Raw genomic sequence first — 20,314 nt, 5'->3', positions numbered from 1 at the left:
AATATTAAAAAAATCTAATTTCTTCGACTACGGGTTTCATTTTCGCGATTTTTCCCGAGGTCGAAGAGACTAGAAAAATATTTCCCGCGTGTTCCAAAACGGCAGTAATTCCAGAAATCGAAGAACCGGTGAAATCCTGATAGTTTGCCATGACGTCGCCGAAATCGTTCATCGAAACGACTAACCCTCTGGGGTTTTTTTGAACGAAAAAAAACGCGGGCAATCCGCTTAGTAAATTTTTGATCTCGGGATATTCCTGAATACGATCCAATATTTCATTTCTATAATATGGAATTCCGATCCAAAATGCCGCGGACTTTCCGGAAATCAAGGTAGGAATTCCGGGAATATTGGTAAGAAAGAATTTTTCTATCCCCCGTTTTTTTCCGGTCAAAGGAACGGACGATATCCTATGACGAAACGGTTCGGACACGAGTAAAAAACGTCCGTCTCGGGATAAGGCGATTCCCGCGGGATAATACAATTCTTGATTCAAAATTTCTAATTTACTAAAATCAGGTTCCGCGATCAAAATCATTCCTTCGGGTTTGGCGGATAGTTCCTCCAAAAAGGAATTATCCCAGGAATGTTCTAAGCTGGAAACGGTGAAAAAAATCCTTCCGTCTCGGGCGACGTCGATTCCGTGGGGAAATCGAAGCGGAGTTCCGTCGGGAAGTTCGGAAATCACCGTCCGCACGTTTCCGTTTTTGTCTATTCTGACGATTCCTACCTCTTCCACACATACGAAAAGATTTCCAGCTTGATCGAAGTCCAGTCCCAAGGGTCTTCCGCCTAACAATGCGAAGGTTTCCGTCTTTTCGTTGGTCCGAATGCGTACGATTCTGCGATCGGCGGTACCCGTATAAATCGAACCGCCGGAATCGATCGCGATTCCGTAGGGACGATCCAGGACTTCTTTGTGGATCCATTCCGCTTCGAGAAGATGATTGTTCTTTCCCAATTCGAACGGCGAATCCGTTAGATACGTTTCCGTGGAAATGCCAATGGATCGGATGAAGACGATTCCGAAAAATACGGAACAGACACAAATCAAAACGACCGAAAAAAGAAAAAATTTCCTAAACATGTCCGTTAAAAACCGGTTTTTGTCTTTGATTGAATCTTCTGACTTCGAAGTGAAGATGATTTCCAGTGGCTCGCCCGGTTTGTCCCACTTCGCCGATCTTCTGACCTTTGCGGACTTTTTCTCCCGGCCGGACGGACATGGAACTGAGATGACCGTATAACGTCTGATAGCCGAGTTTGTGATCCACGACGATCAGATTTCCGTAACCGCCTTTTTGTTTGGAGAAGGAGATTTCGCCGTCGGCGGAAGCGTAAACGGGCGTACCTTCTTCGGCGGCGATATCGATTCCGCCGTGAAAGGTTTCTTTTCTTGTGAACGGATCCTTTCGTTTTCCGAAACGGGAAGACACGATTCCCTCCTCGCCCAAAGGACGATAAAATGCCATTCCGTAAAAGAAGGAACGCTCTTCTTTAGGAAGTCCTTTGCCGGGAACGAACCAAAGTCCTTTCGATTCGTCGTAGCTGAAAAATTTTTCCGAAAGACGATATTTGTCGGAAAGTTTTTTCCTTGCGGAGGGAGAATTTTCCCTTTCTTCGAAATCGTAAATTCCCCTCATATTCGGGATTAAAAGTTCCATTCCGGGATAAATGTCGTAAGGAGACGAAAGGCTGTTCACGGAAGAAATGGTGTCGATGTCCATCCCGGTTCGGGCCATGATTTTGAAAAAATTATCCTCGTGTTTGACCACGTAACGATAGAATTCCAAAGAAGTAAGATCGGATCGTTCCAGATTGGAAACGGAGATCCGCAGGTTGATTTTTACGTCCTCTCGAAGACGTTTGACCGAGTCGTTGTTGTAGTCTAGATTTTTTAAAAGTTCGGCCTTTTGCCGTGAACCGATAGGAATCGTATAAAAAAATAGAAGTAGAGCGGCGGGAATCAATCCGATGGGACATTTAATCGATCGAATCATGGTCTTATACGTGTAGAATCGGCCGATTTTAAAAAAACAATGACGCAAAAAAAGAGACAGAAATGCTTGTAACCGAGACTTCCGACACGATGGACACATTAGAAAACTCCGGTACTCCGAAAAAGAATCCGTTTGAACCGGTTTTTATCGCGTTTCAGCAGCTCCTGGTTTTGATACTAGGAACCTATGTTCTTCTTCCTTTAATCGCCACTTCCATCGTTTTGACGGTTTTGATTTCTAAGGAACTTCCGAGCGATTTTCCGTATCTCGACGCGGAAACCCGTGCGGAAATTTACAAGGAAACCACTGAGAAATTCCAGAAGGAAATCCAATCGAACACGAAACAGATTTATCAAAGATATATCGAAGTTATGGTAAAGGAAAAACCGTGGTTGCTGATCGTGGATCGTTTGGTTTGGGCCTTGTGTTTTATTCTTCCGGCGTATTTTATTTTGGGGCGTTTTTTTAAGGGCGCTTATACGAATCTCGGGGATCCGTTTTCGTTGCGTACTATGTTTACCGGAGCGGGCCTCGGCGGGCTAGTTTTTTTATTCGTCATCGTATTCGGTTTTTTTCTCACGAAAATTTTCGGCAAACAAACTCCGAACGAATTTCAGGAAGCCTTGTTCCGGGAAATCAAGGGAAATCGTTCCCTTTTGTTATGGTCCCTCTATAGCGTAGGTTTAATCACCGGAATCGTGGAAGAGGTTTTTTTCCGGGGATTCTGTCTGAAACAATTTCAGGCGAGAGGTTTGGAAATACCGGGTCTGTTGTTTACATCGATCGTATTCGGCTTGGCGCATTATAGCGGACAATCTTCCGTAAGTGTTCCTATTCTTCTGAGTTTTGTGGGGATGTTCTTCGGGCTTTTTTATCTGCGAACCGGAAATATCTGGTATTCCATATCGGCGCACGTTAGTTACAATTCCATCATGTTGTTGATCGCTTTCATAAAAGGAGGTGAAATCCAGTGAATGTTTCCCAGAAAATCCGGACGGGAATTCCGATTCAAACCCCGTTCGTTTTCGGAATCGTTTTGATTCTCCTTTTTTGCTCCGTTTCGCTTTCCGCCTCCGAAGTGATCGAGTTACAGGGAAATATCGAAGACAACAACATGAAGGTTTTTGAATCCTTGAATAAGTTCGCGGAAGGTTCGATCAAGTTCAGTAAAAACACGAAAGGATTCAAATATCATTATACGAATCCGTGGTATTCCAGATATTCCTTCAACGTTTATCTCGGCGAATTCGCGAAACGCGAAAACGTAAGTATTTTGCGCATCGAAACTTCGAAAGCAGGAATGGAAAAGGCGTTTCGAAATTACTTTAAGGAAGAATTGACGAAACGAGACGCCGCGGGAATCGGGACCGTTACCGATCCTTCCCGTACCGAGGAAAAAGGGGAAAGGTTGGAGCGTAAATCGCATCTGATTTCCCAGGGATTGAATCTCGTTTCACCCGTGTTTTCGGTCCTTTATAATTCCAGAAAATCCCCGGTTTATCTTTCCGGTGATACGTTTATTCGTTCCTCGTTTTACTTTTTGGCGGATTTGATCGTAGGCGGATTGGCGTATTATTTCGTGATGAACAACAATCATAAAAAAAGTATGTGGGACAATCTTTTTCTAAAGGAAGGTCCGAGCGGTAACGTATTCGAGGCGAGATACAGCGGTGTTTTTATCGCGGCTCTCGCGATTCCGAGGTTGTATCGTATGACCGGCGCTTTGGAGGACACGACATCTCACAATCGTCTTTTCGAGTTGTCGTATTCGTTTCGTTATTAATTCGTACCGTTCGCGGATGAACCGTATCGTATTCCTTTCATTCGAAATTCGCGATTCTTACAAAGATGGAGCAGAGTAAACAACCTTTATTTAGAATCAGCGGTAGAAGATCATTATACTTCTATTGTATTCTCACCGGTATCGTATCGGGACTTGGAGCGTTTTTATTTTCCCGACTTCTCGCCGTGTGCGAATATCTGTTTTTAGAAAGGGCCGCGGGTCTGACCTTACCGCACGCATCCGGCGAATTTTTAGTCGAACCCAAGGACGTGTCGAATTGGGGGATTCCTTTTGCGGACGAATACCGGCCTTGGTTTCTTTTTCTTCTTCCGATTTTTGGCGGTTTGCTTACGGGTTGGATCGTAAATAAGTTTTCACCCGAATCGGGAGGAACCGGCTCCGATGCGATGATCGATTCCTTTCACAATCGCGAAGGTAAGATGAATCCCGTCGTTTCGCTTATCAAATCCGTCGCTACGATCTTCACTCTTGCAAGCGGAGGAAGCGGAGGAAAGGAAGGTCCTATTTCCCAAATCGGGGCGGGTTTCGGTTCTTTGTTGGCGACGTTATTAAAAGCGGGCGCAAGAGCCAGGAGGACGCTCCTTCTTGCCGGAACCGCGGGCGGTCTGGGGGCGATCTTTCACGCTCCTTTGGGCGGAGCGCTCACTTCGGTGGAAATGATTTACCGGGAGGACATCGAAAGCGATTCCCTCATTCCGTGTATCATTTCCTCCGTCTCCGCGTATCTCGTATATTCCGCGTTAAACGGTTTTAAGACGGTTTATCGTGTGGCAGACACGGAATTCAGCCGTTATACCGATCTGATATTCTATCTCGCTTTAGGCGTTTTGTGTTTTATATGCGGGGACATTTTCATCCGTTTTTTCAGACGTATTCAGGCTTATTCCGCCGGATTGCGTATATCTCCGATCATTAAACCTGCGTTAGGTGGAATCGTCGTGGGAACGGTGGGGCTTTTTCTGCCGGAAACGATCGGAACCGGTGCCGGAATCCTTCAAGTCGCTTTGGACGGAAAAGATCCGGTCGGAACACAAGGGTTGTTTTCGGTTCTGTATCGTGACGCCGGATTATGGTTGGTCTTTCTGTTTTTTATCCTCGCCGGAATGAAAATGATAACCACCTCGTTTACCATCGGAACCGGCGGTTCAGCGGGAATGTTCGGACCTTCGCTGTTTATCGGAGGTATGCTCGGGGGCGGAGTCGGAACACTTGCAAAAATTCTAATGTATCCGGATCTTTCCGTAACCTCGTTTATACTCGTCGGAATGGGAGCTTTTTACGCGGGAGTAGCAAGCGCTCCCATCGCAGGAATGATCATGATCTGCGAAATGATCGGAAGTTATACGTTATTACCGCCGTTGATGGTGGTTTCGATTTTGACGTTCGTCTTAAGTCATAAATTGAGTTTGTATAAGGCTCAAAAAGAGAATCGTTTCCAATCTCCGGCGCATTTTTGGGATATGAATCGGGACTTTTTGGAGGAGTTATCGGTGAATTCGTATCGGGATCGTTTACGGAAAATCGCCGTAACGTACGAGAACAGACTTCTTTCCGAATTGGAAGAAGAGGCGTTGAAGATTCAAGCCAGCGATTACGTCGTTTTAAATCGGGAAAACCGTTATCTGGGAATTTTGTCGTTACGAAAAGTCAGACATACTTTGGAATCGCGAAACTCCGCCGGGAATCTGATCACCGTCGGCGATGTGATCGATACGGAAGCTCCTGTTGGTGGTCCCGAAGATTCCCTAGCGGGTTTGCTCAAATCCTTGATCGATCAGGATCTTGATAAGATTGCGATCCTGGAAAACGGGACGTTTATCGGTTATTTACGTTTCGCCGATCTAATGAAAATTTATTTTGAAAATACGTTTCCGAAACTTTCGAAACCCGCCTCATCCGAAGCAAAGTTGTAGATCAAATTTCTGATTGTAGCGTACGCTCTAATTTTTTCGATATTTTTCTCGACTTTTTATGCCCAGCTTATAAAATACCCCTACTTTTTAAAAACAACTGGTATTTAATAATAAGCAGTAAAGCCGGTTGTCCTCGGATTGGATCTTCCTTTGCTTCGGGAGGGAAAGAGGGTAGGCGAATTTGGAACATTTAAAGTTAAAAAGAATCCTAGAAATCGGCGTACTTTTTGGGATCGTTTTGCGAAATGACTTGCATGCGGGAAGTTACGGAGACATCTACGGCGCTCATCCTGCAGCGGCCGGGATGGGAAGTGCGGTGACTGCGATCGTCAACAATTCTTCGGCGGTTTTTTACAATCCTGCGGGTTTGGGGCGTTTGTCGGAAGGAGATTTGATTCTCGCAGGTATAGAAAAAGAAGCCCGAAATAAAGACCAGGAAATTCCCGAAAATAAGGACACTACTTCCGCAACCCAAACCGCCGATTCTTTAGTTACTGATCCGGCGACACAGCCGATCGTCGCGACCGGTCCTTGGTACAAGCGACTTTGGGGCGACACAAAGGAAGGATTTACGAAGGACGTTCTGAAATACAAGCCCCTCAATCGTCCCGAACGAAACGTCCATGAACTTACGTTTCAATATCATTATGCTAATCCGACATCGCATACGACGGCTCCTCGAAATCAAAGTATCGATAAAATTCAGGATAGTTTCGTAGGTTTAGGGCTTACTCTCAATCTGAACGATATGTTCGATATCGGCAGAGGAATTCGATTCGGTATCAACGCACTGGTTCCCGGATCCGGAAATCTTCTGACTATAAACGATCAAAATCCCACGGTACCACGTTATCTGCAACAGGGCATAAGCAACGAACGACCTACGATCATGGGCGGCTTAGGTTTAGAAATTTGGAAAGACAGAATTTTTGCCGGAATCGGCTTTACCGCCCTCGCCGGAGGGAGCGGAAGTATTTTGATGAAGGATGTTCCGATTTCTCCCGATCCTGTTTCTCCGAATTCGCAGGTCATACTTACCGTAAAACCTTTGGTTAACCCGACGTACGGTTTACAATTCACGTACGGAAAATTCAGCTTAGGTGCTTCCTATAAACGAGAAACCCTTATGCAGATCGATCCCGTTCCGGCACGAGCGCAGGCAACGGTTTTAGGAATTCAATTGGACTTCGACCTTGCGATTTTAGACGGATTTAATCCGAGGGTGTTTTCTTACGGTATCGCCTTTCGTCCCAACGATCGGCTTGTCTTGAGTTTGGATGCGAATCGAGAAATTTGGAGCCAGTTTAAGGTTTCGAGAATCAAGGAAAAATATTCGGAAGCCTTTTATCTTCATGATACGACGAACTTCCGTATCGGCGCGGAATACGCTCTTTTCAAATTTTTAAAGACGAGATTGGGTTTTGCCACCCGCCCCACACCGCTTCCTTCCATGCCGGGAACGAACAACTGGATGGATTCCGATCGTAATATATTTAGTTTAGGATTTTCTTATATATTTAGCCCTACGACGTTTCGATTTATGAATCGTTTGAAAAAGCCGATCGTCTTTGATTTGGTCGTGGAAAATCATCAGCTGAAAGCTATGGAAGTAAATAAGTACAATCCCACGGAAAGAAACCCGAATTACGCCTATGGAGGATATATTTGGAGCGTCGGGGTTTCTATGACCATTTTCTTTTGAATTCCAATGAATGCTCCCAAGTTATAAAAAAGTGGATTTATTCGTAACGTCCGATATTCCAAGTTTTTTAAAAGAGGTCCTTTTTTGTTGACACGAGCGTTCGCTACAGAGCAAATTTTGGGGAAGAAGTCGGGTTTTGTTGAGTAGTTTTGGTTTGGTCGGAACTCCGGACAAAATCGACCTTTTGCAAATATCAAATAGGAAAAGCGAATATGGAAAAAAATTTGATCGAGTTGATAACACCCGTCTTTTTCGTACTATTAGCGATCGAACTGGTCACCGGATATGCGATCAAAAAGCCGGTTTATCGTTTTAAGGATTCCGTAAGCAATCTGACGGCGGGAATTTATATGCAGGTGTTCGCCGTTTTCGTCACGGTCGGACTCGTATCGATCTACGCTTGGGTATATAAGAATTTTGGAATTTTCCAAATATCGAATACTTCCGTTTTGGGGTGGATCGCCTGCTACGTGTTAGCCGATTTTTTCTATTATTGGTATCATAGATTCGGACACGAAATCAACGTTTTCTGGGCGTCGCACGTCGCACATCATCAAAGCGAGGATTATAATTATACGGTCGCGCTGCGACAAGGCGTCTTTCAAAATCTATTCTCGCTTCCGTTTTATCTTCCTTTGGCCGTGATCGGATTTTCTCCGTTGATGTTCGTTCTTTGTATCCAAATCAATTTCGCTTATCAATTTTGGATTCATACCCGTTTGATCGGTAAATTAGGTATTTTAGAATACGTTCTGAATACACCTTCTCAGCACAGGGTTCATCACGCACGCAATCCTAAATACATCGATAAAAACTACGCAGGAACCTTCTCGATCTGGGATCGTATGCTGGGTACCTTCATCGAAGAAGAAGACGAACCGATTTACGGAATCGTAAAGCCGCTTCAGACGTGGAACCCCGTTCACGCACAAATACATCACTTCGAAGAGTTGTTCGGAATATCCTGGAGAACGAAACGTTGGAGGGACAAAATCGCCGTTTGGTTCAAACCTCCGGGTTGGGTTCCTGCAGATATCGGAGAATTTAAAGCTCCCCCCGAAATCGATAAAAAAACATACAAAAAATTTAATACTGAAATTCCACCAAGTTTGATGACTTACTCCGCGGTTCAATTCGTTCTCGGAGTCGGAGGTTCTATGATTTACATAGAGTTTAAGAAGGAACTTCCTCTGTTGGAAATGTCCGTTTTGGGCTTTTATATCCTCTGGACTTTCTGGAACATCGGTGCGATTTTCGAAACTAAAACGAGCGGGCTGATTTCCGAAATCGTGAGGATGAGTTCCATCGTTCTAATTTCATTCCTGTTTCCGATGGACTTTAACGGAGTAGAAAAACTCCAAGTCGTTTTGAGCCGGGAGTGGATCGTCGCACTTCCCCGAATTCTGCAAATCGGATCGATCGTTTCCCTCGGAATTTTGGGCGGTTTCTTAATCAGTCAGAAACGATTCTTCAGCGTTAGCGGTCGAAAAACCCGAACACAAAGCACATTTTAGACCTCTTCCTTCGATCGGGAAAACGGTTGACCCGACTCGGGAACCGGAGTTTCTTTCGTGAAGAAAGAGACCCGGTTTCCTGGAGATGAAGTCGTATGTTACGTTCCCTTTTTACGCTTAAATTAGAAAAAAAATTATTTCCGATTTTTTTGATTAGCTCTTCGATTCTTCTACATCCCATCCAAAGTCAGGAAGAGGATGAGGGAGCAGATCCATCGGCCGGAGTTTCCGCCGCCCTCACTTCCGGTCCAGAAAAAACGGACCGTTCCAGAATCCAATCCGTCGTCCTTTACTCCAGCTTCGCGTATGTGACTCGCAGCTTAAGAACGAAAATTAAAGCGGGAAGTTCGGAGGTTTTTATCGGAGAGATTCCGGAACAGGTTTCGGAAAGAACGATTTCCGTCCGCTTTCCGGATTCTTCCGGTAAGATCAAGATCCGCGGAATTCGGGGAAAAATTTCCGTACAAAGAAAAGCGAGGACGAAAGAGATCGCAACCTTGCTAAAACGACAGGAAACTTTAAACGATCAGATCGAATTGTTGAGCAACGAAATTCAGGAATTGATCGAAGAAGAAAAGTCCATCGTAAAAATTTCTCCCGTGCTCCGAGGGGATCAGTTTCACCAGGAAGACGTAGCCGATCCGGAATTTTTGTCCGGCTTTCAAAAACAATATCAGGAGCATCTTCAACAATTATCCGCTGTTAGACAAAAGAAATTGGAGATCTTGGATCAAGTGCGGGAGGAAGGTTTGGTCGTCGATGCTCGGTTGGATCATCTCGGGAGATTGGAATCCAAACGAAAAAAAGAACTTTATCTTGAAACGGAATCCGATGAAGAATCCGAAGCGTTGGTTGAATACAAATATCTGATTCCCGGTGCGAGTTGGTTTCCCCGTTATTCGCTGCAACTTACCGACGAATCTAAGAGCGGCGAGTTGAGATGGTTCGCCTTGGTTCGCAACGATACGGGAGAGGATTGGGAAAAAGTAAAATTATTTTTTACCGCTTCCAATCCGGATCTCGATATCGATCTTCCCGTCGTTCGGGAATGGAGAATTCAAACACAATCCTCCGTGGACGATCTTAAGGTTCAAGCTGAAACGGCGGCTAACGACGAAGAACGCCTTCGCAACGACGATTCCAATATTTCCGCAGGAACGGCTCGGGAAAAAACCAAAGAAGAGGCTAAGAAAAAAAACAAACGCGCATATCCTTCCAAAGCGGACGGGTATGCTCAAAGCGGGGTTGTTATGGGTAAACCTTCGCCCGCTCCTATGGAACAATCAAGACAAATCATCGAGCAGAACTATAACAATCGAGCCAACTCCTTGAGAACCGAAGAGAATCTCAATCAGCTTAAAAACGATCTGGCTAATCAGCAATATAACTTTAAGAACGGTCAATACGATCAGGCAAACTACTACGGACAAGAGGCGTTGAAAAAATTCTCCAAACTTTCGGATTTCTCGCGGAAGGAATTGAATTCTCTGGAAACTTATACGGAAGATCTGTTGCGAAAAGGAAGTTTGATTTCTTCCTCTCAAAAGGTCCCGGGAGGTTTGATTCCTCCTTCTCCCTTAGAGGGTTTCGATTACCAATATTCTTCCGGAATTTCGGAAACGATTCCTTCGGACAGATCGCTAAATAAGGTTTTTCTAAAGAAGAAATCCCTGTCCTTGATTCCCGGTTATGCGGCTTCGCCCGTCGCGGGACCGGGCGCTTATCTCACCGTTGAATCCGCGAATACGGACGGCGAACCGCTGTTAGCCGGACCGATGGAGGTTTTTTCCGGTAATACACTTTTGGGAAACACGGTGTTGGGGGTGAGTAAACCGGGAGAAGCGATTCGAATGGAACTCGGACAGGATCGAGACATCACGGTTGCACGTCGGGAAACTTCCTTCGAACAAAAGGAAGGTGTGATTTCATCGCGCACTAAAATCAAATACAAGGTAAGTTTGGAGATTCGGAATCGTAAAAAAAGAAACACTGCGATTACTTTGATCGATCGTATTCCTTATACGGTGGACGACAGCGTGGAGATCAGGTTCGAAGCGGGTAAGGACGTTCCGGAAAAGAACGAGGAAGGAATTTTAACTTATAAAACTGATCTTCCTCCGGGAGGAAAGAAGATTATAGAATATGAATATTCGATAAGTTATCCGTCCGAAAACAGACTTATCAGAACGCCCGGTGCGGGAGGTTATTAAGATGATGGTTATTTTTACTAAAAACGTTATCGAATTTATCATTGAGGTTCGGGGAAAACGAACCTTAAAAAATCGCAGTTTCGTAACTCACCGCGGAAAGGGAACTTTCTTCGTGTTTTTCTTTTTGTTCCTCGCGTTTTCGCTTTTCGGGAAGGAGGTGGAATTAAAGGTTCAGGACGTGACCTTATACGAATCCTCCGCCGGAGTGTTACGATCTGGGAAAATCAATCTCGAACCGGGAGTTAACGAATTATTGATTCGTAATCTTCCGGTTCAGCTTAAGGACGAATCCTTAGTCGCCTCCGTGGAACTCGCGGGCGCATCGGTGGTCGGATCAAGTACTTGGATAGAAACCGGCGCAATCATCCACAACGTGGAGGCTTTGGAATTACAAAAACAAATCCGAGTCGTGGAAAAGGAAATCGAAGGATATGAAAGCAAGGATTCCAATCTGAGGAATCTTAAGAAAATCCTGACCGATACTAGGTTTAAACTTGCGGATATGATTTCCCGGAATCTGTTTTATCGAAAGAACGAATCCGAGTCCAAGAAATGGTTTCAATCTATTTTAAATAATCGTAATTCGATTCACGCCGCTTTGGCTTCTTCCAAAGAAGTTCACAGATCTATCAAGGATCTTCATAAAAAACTTTCCGATCTTAAAGACAAACTGGATATCATTCTTTCTTTGTCCGAAAAATCCTCGAGGTTAACGAAGGTGCTGGTGAGTTTTGCGGGTTCCGAAAAACAAGAGGCTAAACTTAATTTAACTTATCAAACCGGCGGAGTCTCCTGGAAGCCTTTCTACTCCGTTCGAATGGAAGGTAGAGAGAAGATAGACTTCGAATATTTGGCCGAGATTGTCCAAGAAAGCGGGGAAGATTGGAACAATATTAATCTTCTCTTATCTACATCCAGTCCGGACGTCAGCGGAAGAAGACCTCGATTGACCAGCCAAAGATTGTACGATCAGAAAAAACAGGCCGACAAGGACGGTTTAATCGCGGTTCAAAATCAGAGCGCGACTAACGAAGTCGGAAACTCCGTCGAAGTAGAATCTCCGGAAGCGAATACGGACCCTAATCCGGGTAAAAGCGAGGAATCCGGAAGCGGATTTTTATTCCGTTATTCCAAGCCGGTCACGCTACCTTCGAGAAAGGAATCGAAAAAACTTTCCCTCTCCACTTTCAAAACGGACGGCGTCTTTAGCGCGTTCTACGTACCTCATTTGAAACGTTATCCGCTCATTCGAGGTAGTTTTAAGAACCTTTCCGAGTTTCCCATTCTACCCGGAGAAGCCGCGGTTTTTAGACAAGCGGGAATGGTGGGGACGTCGAATTTCGGTTATATCAGTCCGGGTGAAAAAGCGGAAATTTCTTTCGGGTCCGAAAACGAAATCCGTGCGGTATACAGAAAAGAATCCAATCAAACGAAGGAAGGACTTCTGTCCGGAACTAAGGTGATCGAAAAATCGATCCGAGTTGAGTTGGAAAATTTCGGGAAAGAAACCAGGACGCTTTCGTTTCAGGAGTCGATTCCGGTTTCCGGCGTGGAGACCGTGCGCATCAGCGTCGATCCCGGAACGACTCCTGGTTATACGGAAATACGGAAGGATTCTGGAATCTTGGAATGGAAAATCGAACTTTCGCCGAATAAAAAACAGGAAATCAAACTGAAGTATAAGGTAAGTTTTCCCGCGGAATTCGATCTTCACCTGTGACGTCTAACGTAACTCCTCTTCTTCGGTGACGTCCAAAGGAGAGGGGACTTCGGTCATATCCCAAAGCTCCAAAACCCCCGATAATCCGTTTTGTTTGGGGATTTCGAGAGTGAATTTTCCCTTACTTTCCGAAAGATCGAAACAGGAACTTTGATTTACGATTATACTTTCGGGCGAACTGATTCGTTTCGATCCCAGTACGGCGCCCGTTTTTCCGGATGAGTTTTTTAAATTCAAGATTATGCAATTTTTCGAATATTTATCCGCACCGGTTTTAAAACCGAACTCGATCGTATAAGATATTTTTGATTCGGTTTCCAGTTCTTTATCGATCTTCTCGAACCAGATCATACCGCGTTTCCGATCCTTGAACGTCTCCTTCGTCTGCGAAAATGCGGTGCTTTCGTTTTCGTTTAAGGAATCCAAGGCGATATGAAACGAAGAGTCGTCTTCTATTCCGAAGTATCTTCCTCCTCCTTCTTCGGAAAGAATTTTCATCTGTTGTTCCTCGTTCGACTTAAGACCCAATCCTAATATGTGGAATCGGAACGGGATTTTTTGTTTTTTCAACGTCTGGAGTTCCTTCTTAGGATCTCCGTAACAACTTTCCACTCCGTCCGTTACCAATATGATTTCCACTTTTTCTTTTTTTCCTGCGGCAATCGTTCCAGCTATGCGGATCGATTCCGCCAACGGAGTGGCTCCGGAAGGTGTTAATCCGAAAAGACGATTCTTAAAGTCTTTGCGGTTTTCCGGTTCTAAAGGATGATAAAGTCTGGAAGAGGAACATCCCGGAATACGGTTTCCATATGCTAAAAAACCGATTTCGGTTTCGGCAGGCAAGGAGGCAATGTATCGGCTAACGTGCTTTTTGGCGAGGTGCATTTTCTGATAGATTCCCAAATATTCGTTCATGGAACCCGACGCGTCCACGATGAATAACTTGGAACTTTTTTTCGTTTCCGAAGCGGAAGGGAATCCCGCGATCGCAAAATATACCAGTACGATAAATAGACGTTTTGAACCGACGCGCATACTAATACTTGTTATCGGTCGATTCCTAAAAATCTTTCGTCGTGTGATTCTTTTTCGGAAAGGAAAAGAGGGTTTAGGGAAACTAAGATCGGTTAGGCGATTTGGTTCGCGGTATTTTTCGCGGATTAAAGATTCCAAAATATAAGTTTGGCGGAAACTTCTGTCCCATTTCGCTCGATTTTTAGTTTTCCGATCGATCCGTAACCGACTTCGAAACGGAATCCCGTTTCCAAAGGAAGATTCAAATATTTGCAGAGAATACTTCGAATCACTCCGGCATGGGTCACGATACCTATCTTTTCATCCGAGGGGAAGTTTCGTTTATTTTCTAAAAAGGTCGAAACACGATCGAAAAGTTGTCCGTAACTTTCTCCGTTGGGGGTTTGGGCTTGGACGAAGTTTTCGGTCCAAAAAACCGATTCGGATTCGGGAATTTCAGACCATAGTTTTCCCTCCCAGGATCCGAAATTCAACTCCATCAGTAAATCAGAATATTCTAATTTATTTTCGAATGATTCGATTATTGATTCCGCCAAAAGAGAACATCGGAGGCTCGGACTCGAATAAATCCTGTCGGGGATTATCCTCAATTTGGAGATAACGCCGGATATGTCCGTTCGATACGAGGAAGCCAGCGGTACGTCCGTCCTTCCATAACAAGTCCCGGTAGGAACGTCCGGAGCGGTGTGTCTGATCAGATAAAGTTCCAAGATACGGAAATTCCTAGATAGATCATCAGTTCGGTCGTTTGTTGTGTGAAACCTAGGCAATCTCCGGTAAAGCCGCCGATCCATTTTCTAAAATAATATCTAAGATAAAATACCGTTCCGAAACAAAGCGCTACTGCAAGGAGTACGTTGGAAGTAAGATCCTGATTTTTTAACAGTAAATAGAACGCAGGAAGCCATCCGAAAAAAACGGAAACGATAAAATCCGAAGGAGGTAATTTTTTTACCATAGGTTTCGATTTGGAAAGATCGTTGTCCCGCGAATAAGGAATTAACATCATCAATAACAACGCGAACCAACGACTGATCGAGTGCGCAAGCCAAGTCGTTAAAAGAAAAATCGAAGGTGAAGTACGAAGCAGATGAACGAGAAGATAGAATTTCAGACCTAAAACGAGGATCAGTCCTAAGGATCCGAAGGTTCCGATCCGACTATCCTTCATGATCTCGAGAATTTTTTCCTTGTTCCAGCCGCCGCCGAAGGCGTCGCATACGTCCGCTAATCCGTCTTCGTGAAAACCTCCGGTAATCAATACGCTTACGATCATTCCTAAAATCACCGATATTTCCGGCGGTAACAAAAAGGAAAATCCGTAGATGGAAAACGAAGAACCCGCGAATACGATCCAGCCTATCAAAGGGAAATAACGCGAAGACCTGGAAACCGTAGCTTCGGAATAAAGATAAAAGAACGGAATCGGCAACCTAGTGTTGAACATCAAAGAGGCGCAAAAACGATTCAGCTCTTCCCGTAACGTCGAAAATATCAAAGTTTACGATCCACTTTGGCGCTTTCAAAGGAAGCCATTTCGTTCAAAAAGGAAACCGCAGACTTTACGATCGGATACGCGACCGCACAACCCGTTCCTTCTCCTAAACGTAAACCGAGATCCAGAATCGGTTTTACATTAAATTCTTCTAATATATATGAGTGGCCGGGTTCGACTGATTTATGACAAAAGACCGCATTGTCTTTAAGGGAAGGTTCCATTTTCGACGCGAGCAAAAACGCGGAAGAAGCTATAAAACCGTCGATCAAGAGGATTCTTCCTTTTTTCACCGAATCGATCATAGCGCCGATCATCATCGCGATTTCGAAACCTCCGAAAATCATAAGAACGTCGAAAGGGTTGTGGAAAGAATTTTTGTATTTAAGATAACATTCCTCTAAGATCACTTTTTTCTTTTCGAAACCCTGATCGTTCAAGCCGGTTCCCCGCCCGGTTACCTCCTTGAGATTCTTGTTCAGTAAGGCCGCCGTTATCAGACTTGCGGAGGAAGTGTTTCCGATTCCCATTTCACCGAATCCGATTATATTACAATTTTTTGATACGATTTCCTCCGATACCCAGGTCCCTCTTTGAAGGGCTTGTTGGCATTCTTCGCGGCTCATGGCGGGTTCCATTAGTATGTTTCTGGTGCCGAATCCGACCTTTGCGTTGATAAAATCGGGGTTTTTGGAAAACGAGTCGAGAGGAAAGGAAAAATCCACGCCGGCGTCGATCACCTTCAATCGGATGGAGTTTTGCGCGCAGAACACGTTGATTGCCGCTCCTCCATTCAAAAAATTGAATACCATTTGGTAGGTTACTTCTTTGGGAAACGCGCTGACGCCAGAATTGGCCAATCCGTGGTCTCCTGCAAAAACGAGGATATGGGGATCTTTCAATTCGGGTGAATCCGTATTTTGAATCGATCCGATTTGTAACGCAAGAACCTCCAACATTCCGAGGGATCCGGGAGGTTTCGTTTTAAGGTCGATCTTGTTTTGTAATCTAGTTAGAAGCTCTTGTTCTACGGTTTTCAAACGAAACGTCCTTTTGCTCCGGACCGAAGGCGGCCTTCGCTTTTATCCTCGCTTCGATTCGACCCAAAAATACGAAAAGTATCGGAGTATAGATGAGGTCTCCGAGCAGAGTTCCTCCAAAATAAGGGATGGCGGCGATATAGCAAGTCAATAAGCCTTCGAACGTTCCCGGATAAAAGGAAGAGAATGCCCAGACGGAAAAATTGGAGAGAAGAAAAAATTGTGTACTCGCAAGAAGCGTTACCGAGAGTAGTCTCGAAATTTTTACGTTACCTTTTAACAACGTTTTTCCGAGAGCGACGTTGAGCAGTAAAGAGAAATAAACCAGCGCGAAACCCGGATAAAACGCAGCGTATCCGTGAATTTGCGCGAGTATGATATCCGTTAAAAAGATCGTGAAAAGCGGAACCGCGAACGATTTCCATCCTTGCGTCCTCGATCCGGAATATACGGTCAAAGCTCCCACCAAAGTGAAGTTAGGCGGATGCGGCAGAAATCGGAACGTTCCCGCCAATATAATCCCGAAAAAGGAGATTCCATCCGCGCTTTTCGTAAGCCGGAATTTTTCGGCGAATCGGCTGATACGGTCGAAATAATACATTCAATTCTCCTTATGTTATGGACCAAGTTGTTTGGCGATGACGCCGTCGATGTCAGGGTTTTCGTTTGCGCCCGGAACGGGAAGTGCGGTTTGAATTTCTTTGGCGGCCGTTATTTTTATGAAAAGAAATCCGTTCGTTTGAAGTTCGTTTTTGAGGGTCGCGTCACATCCATTTCCGGAATTTCCGAAATTGGCGTCCGACAAATCGAAAGCGTCTCCTCCCCCCGTCGCGAACAAGGTCGCGGAGTCCATGGGATTGGCGATTTGATTATAATCTACGTAGTTGATTCCGGCAAAACGAATCCAATCGGCCGGATCGTTGGAATACGTTGCACCACCCGCGTATGTCGGATTCCAACCGCACCAATCGGTCTGATTATTTCCGACTTCTACTATGACCGGTTCCACGAATACGGTGCTCGGATTTCCGTTTAACAAAAACGGATTTTCGAAAACGATGAAATCGGTGCCTACGGTATCCAGAACCTTTTTACCTTCCCAGCCTAAAATCAAAGAGGCCCCCGCACCGCTCGTGTCCAAAGTGAAGACGTCTAGCGAGCCGTTAAAATCGCCCAACCCCATCACTCCGTTGACCGAACAGTACGAATCTTGAAAACCGGAATCCGTATTCGCGGGTGCGCTTACGATCTGTTTCGCGTGATAAACTCCGACTTGATCGATCGCTGTCCTGGGTCGGCATGGATTCGTCGTATCTATCTGCGAATTCTGCTGCGCCAAAAGAAGGAACGCAAGTGCGGAGTCTTCGTTCTGAGAATTCGTTCCGCAGAAAGTGAAAAAACAAACGTTAGCCGCAACGAGTGCGATTATCTTGATTTCCGAAAAATTTTTCATGAATATCCTTCGATTCAGGTAAAATAGATCCTGAAAATCTATTTTACCTTTTTTGAATGTTCTTTATTTAGTTTCCAGCCTGTTCCAGGTGAAGCCGATTCCCGGCGTAAACGTGTTGTTAGTATAACACCCGGTAATCATGTTCGTCTTGTCGTTTATCTGAGTGCTGGCTTTAATTTCGGCTAACGTATTTTTGTTGCCGGACACGTCGCCGCAGACGTACAATTTATTATCCGTAAAACGAGTCCAATAATAGGCCGAAAATTTTCCGGTCCCTCCGAACGGATGTTGCGTAAACTGAACGTAGACCGTCTGCTTCGTGTTGTCGTATTCGACGATATTCGCCTGAAATACGGAAGCGCCGGATATCTGCGTTAGGATCTGATTGTCGAAGTAGAATTCCCCGGCCTTTTCCGTTCCAGGTGCGTTGAACATATCTCCCGGATAATCGGGGGTTCCGTTGAAATAATCCCAATAACCGGTTACTTCCAATCTGGTTGCGTTTACAAGAGCGAGAAGAGCGTTGTTGTTTTGCTCTTCGTTTTCTTTCGATTCGAAACAGTTCACAAATCCTAAAATCAGGATAACAACCGTTGCGATTTTCCAAGTCGTTTTGCGTTTCATGTCTTACCTACAAAAGTTTTCTTTTGCCGGTTTCCCCCGATTCTAAACTTAGAATACGGAACTATATTTAGAATCCACACGTATGGTTTCTAAGATCGTAATTCTCGCAGGGGTCCGCCGGCGTTCTTCGTCTTTCGGGACCCCATCGCGGCGCATGAAATGCTAAGGCGAGTTTCGAACTGTCCCTACCTCGAGGACGTTGTTCGCGGGGAAGATCTGGCTTATCGATTCCTTACGGAAACGAAATCACAGTTGCGGGTCAGCGTGGGAATTTCACCCAACTTCCTCCCTGAAAGCTTGAGTACAGAGGAAATTTCCGAAGTTGTGAGAGCAAGTTTTTTTATAATCGGAAAATCGGTTTTTTAAAATCGAATAAAATCTTACCGAGAAAGGCGGTAAAACTACCGAAACTCATAAAAGGAAGAATTTTCCAAATCATTACCGGATAAAAACAATGAAACTTACCAGATCGGAGTTTATCAAACTCGGAGTATTGACCGCAGCCGGAATTTCGGGATTGCCCGGTTTGAATCTTCGCGCACAAGGACCTTCTTCGCACAAGACCGTGATCGTGTTAGGCGGAGGGATCGCTGGTTTGTATTCCGCGTATCTTTTGGGAAAAACCGGGATCAAGGTAAAACTTTTGGAAGCTACGGATCGTTTGGGTGGAAGAATTCGAACGGTAGCGGATTCGAGCGGCAACTTTCTCGATCTAGGAGCGGAGTGGATCCAATCCGATCATCGTACCGCGAGAAGTTTGATTCGCGAATTGGGATTGAAGACGAATGAGTTCGAAGTTCAATCGGATCTCTTTTTCGGTTCGTATCAAAAGGCGGGAACTTGGGATATTTCTCCTAAGTCGCAGGAGACTCTGAATAAACTCGTGCAGATGAATTCCAAAATCAATTCCGTACAACAACAGGAATTGGACAGAATCAGTTTTTATAATTTTCTCGCCTACCAAGGAATGACTTCGGAAGACCTTGCGATTTTGAACTTTAAGTATTCCTTATATTACGGAGACTCGCTCCGTTCCTTATCCGCACAAAAGGTTTTGTCCGACTTAGTCAACTTTCCTAAATACAATACAAGATTGGAAGGCGGAATGGAGTCGCTTGCGAAAGCGCTCGTATTTTCCTTGGAAAACACGGAGACGAGTTTTGCGGATCCCGTCGTATCCGTTTCTCAGGGAGAAGGAAAGGTCGTCGTGACGACTGCCTCCGGAAAAAAAATTGAAGGCAACGCCTGCGTTTCCACTCTTCCGGCCAATCAACTCACATCCATCCAGTGGGATCCCGAATTGGATAAGGAGAAAAAACTTTCCGCGTTACGGATCCGCTATTCAAGAATATATAAGACTTTTCTAATTCTTCGGGAAGCCCCTTGGAATAGGGAAAACTTTTCCGCATATTCCGATTCCGCCGCCGGTTTCGTTTACGACGCCGGTACCAAGCCGAATTCGGAGGACAAAGTTTTGGGAATGATTTCCACGGGCGATCGTTTCGACGTTTTGTCGTCTTCGACGGATGCGATGAAAGTGGAATACATCCGTCTCGCGTTGGAACGTCTGGGACAAAAAAAGGAATTACAAGTATTGAGAATTCAAAGTAGCGAAACCTCATATTCGAAATACGTTCCGAGCGGGATCGCGACCTTTCCTCCGGGAAGTTACGGATCCATCATTTCACTTTTGAAACCGATGGATCGGATTTTTTTCGCGGGAGAACATACCGCGGAATCGAACGGAACCGTCGAAGGGGCGCTTACTTCCGCGATTCGAGCCGTAAATCAGGTGTAATAAGTC

Annotated in this window: 17 protein-coding genes; 8 read left to right on the top strand and 9 right to left on the bottom strand. The window is 44.9% G+C overall.

The features are described 5' to 3' along the window. Window positions 1–4 precede the first annotated feature (4 nt). Both EHQ17_RS17505 and EHQ17_RS17500 read right to left on the bottom strand, forming a co-directional pair. Window positions 5–1,087 (bottom strand): SMP-30/gluconolactonase/LRE family protein, encoded by a 1,083-nt coding sequence (locus EHQ17_RS17505; protein WP_135590152.1) that lies wholly within the window; start codon window positions 1,085–1,087, stop codon window positions 5–7. After that, entirely contained in the window at window positions 1,080–2,000 is a 921-nt protein-coding gene (locus EHQ17_RS17500; RefSeq protein ID WP_135590151.1) for a LysM peptidoglycan-binding domain-containing M23 family metallopeptidase, read from the bottom strand. The genes EHQ17_RS17505 and EHQ17_RS17500 overlap by 8 nt, the downstream gene beginning before the upstream one ends. A 62-nt stretch (window positions 2,001–2,062) precedes the next feature. Here EHQ17_RS17500 and EHQ17_RS17495 point away from each other — a divergent pair, with 62 nt between their 5' ends. From EHQ17_RS17495 to EHQ17_RS17465, 7 genes are all read left to right on the top strand, one after another. Next, the gene (locus EHQ17_RS17495; protein WP_135590150.1) at window positions 2,063–2,974 is read left to right on the top strand and encodes a CPBP family intramembrane glutamic endopeptidase; all 912 of its coding nucleotides are present in this window, start codon (window positions 2,063–2,065) and stop codon (window positions 2,972–2,974) included. Window positions 2,975–3,006: 32 nt separating this feature from the next. Then, complete coding sequence (locus EHQ17_RS17490) at window positions 3,007–3,783, top strand: hypothetical protein (RefSeq protein WP_167881180.1); 777 nt, start codon at window positions 3,007–3,009, stop codon at window positions 3,781–3,783. A gap of 65 nt (window positions 3,784–3,848) precedes the next feature. After that, complete coding sequence (locus tag EHQ17_RS17485; RefSeq protein ID WP_135590149.1) at window positions 3,849–5,717, top strand: chloride channel protein; 1,869 nt, start codon at window positions 3,849–3,851, stop codon at window positions 5,715–5,717. 181 nt (window positions 5,718–5,898) lie between these two features. Continuing rightward, window positions 5,899–7,419: an OmpP1/FadL family transporter gene (locus EHQ17_RS17480; protein WP_135590148.1), complete on the top strand. Its 1,521-nt coding sequence runs from the start codon at window positions 5,899–5,901 to the stop codon at window positions 7,417–7,419. A gap of 212 nt (window positions 7,420–7,631) precedes the next feature. Beyond that, window positions 7,632–8,933, top strand: a complete 1,302-nt coding sequence (locus EHQ17_RS17475) for a sterol desaturase family protein (protein ID WP_135590147.1) — start codon at window positions 7,632–7,634, stop codon at window positions 8,931–8,933. 95 nt (window positions 8,934–9,028) lie between these two features. After that, window positions 9,029–11,143, top strand: a complete 2,115-nt coding sequence (locus EHQ17_RS17470; protein ID WP_135590146.1) for a DUF4139 domain-containing protein — start codon at window positions 9,029–9,031, stop codon at window positions 11,141–11,143. 112 nt (window positions 11,144–11,255) lie between these two features. After that, a complete protein-coding gene (locus EHQ17_RS17465; protein WP_246057611.1) occupies window positions 11,256–12,863 on the top strand; it encodes a mucoidy inhibitor MuiA family protein in 1,608 nt (535 codons plus the stop codon). A 3-nt stretch (window positions 12,864–12,866) separates the two neighbouring features. Here EHQ17_RS17465 and EHQ17_RS17460 read toward each other — a convergent pair whose 3' ends face one another. The 7 genes from EHQ17_RS17460 to EHQ17_RS17430 form a co-directional block, all read right to left on the bottom strand. Further along, window positions 12,867–13,898 (bottom strand): vWA domain-containing protein, encoded by a 1,032-nt coding sequence (locus tag EHQ17_RS17460; protein ID WP_135590145.1) that lies wholly within the window; start codon window positions 13,896–13,898, stop codon window positions 12,867–12,869. A gap of 125 nt (window positions 13,899–14,023) precedes the next feature. Next, complete coding sequence (gene cobC / locus EHQ17_RS17455; protein ID WP_135590144.1) at window positions 14,024–14,608, bottom strand: alpha-ribazole phosphatase; 585 nt, start codon at window positions 14,606–14,608, stop codon at window positions 14,024–14,026. After that, complete coding sequence (gene cobS / locus EHQ17_RS17450; protein ID WP_135590143.1) at window positions 14,593–15,396, bottom strand: adenosylcobinamide-GDP ribazoletransferase; 804 nt, start codon at window positions 15,394–15,396, stop codon at window positions 14,593–14,595. The genes cobC and cobS overlap by 16 nt, the downstream gene beginning before the upstream one ends. Next, window positions 15,393–16,433, bottom strand: a complete 1,041-nt coding sequence (gene cobT / locus EHQ17_RS17445) for a nicotinate-nucleotide--dimethylbenzimidazole phosphoribosyltransferase (RefSeq protein ID WP_135590142.1) — start codon at window positions 16,431–16,433, stop codon at window positions 15,393–15,395. Before cobT ends, cobS begins: the two co-directional genes overlap by 4 nt. Then, window positions 16,402–17,034 (bottom strand): DUF6580 family putative transport protein, encoded by a 633-nt coding sequence (locus tag EHQ17_RS17440; protein ID WP_246057610.1) that lies wholly within the window; start codon window positions 17,032–17,034, stop codon window positions 16,402–16,404. The genes cobT and EHQ17_RS17440 overlap by 32 nt, the downstream gene beginning before the upstream one ends. Before the next feature lie 15 nt (window positions 17,035–17,049). Further along, complete coding sequence (locus EHQ17_RS17435) at window positions 17,050–17,886, bottom strand: LIC_13355 family lipoprotein (RefSeq protein WP_135590141.1); 837 nt, start codon at window positions 17,884–17,886, stop codon at window positions 17,050–17,052. Between the two features lie 63 nt (window positions 17,887–17,949). Continuing rightward, the gene (locus EHQ17_RS17430; protein WP_135590140.1) at window positions 17,950–18,510 is read right to left on the bottom strand and encodes an LIC13354 family exoprotein; all 561 of its coding nucleotides are present in this window, start codon (window positions 18,508–18,510) and stop codon (window positions 17,950–17,952) included. 454 nt (window positions 18,511–18,964) lie between these two features. On the opposite strand from EHQ17_RS17430, the gene EHQ17_RS17425 reads away from it, so the two are divergent. Continuing rightward, complete coding sequence (locus EHQ17_RS17425; RefSeq protein WP_135590139.1) at window positions 18,965–20,308, top strand: flavin monoamine oxidase family protein; 1,344 nt, start codon at window positions 18,965–18,967, stop codon at window positions 20,306–20,308. Window positions 20,309–20,314: the final 6 nt, after the last annotated feature.

It is taken from the genome of Leptospira gomenensis, assembly GCF_004770155.1.
GTDB classification, from domain to species: domain Bacteria; phylum Spirochaetota; class Leptospiria; order Leptospirales; family Leptospiraceae; genus Leptospira; species Leptospira gomenensis.
This window is presented reverse-complemented; position numbering and strand designations above follow the sequence as displayed.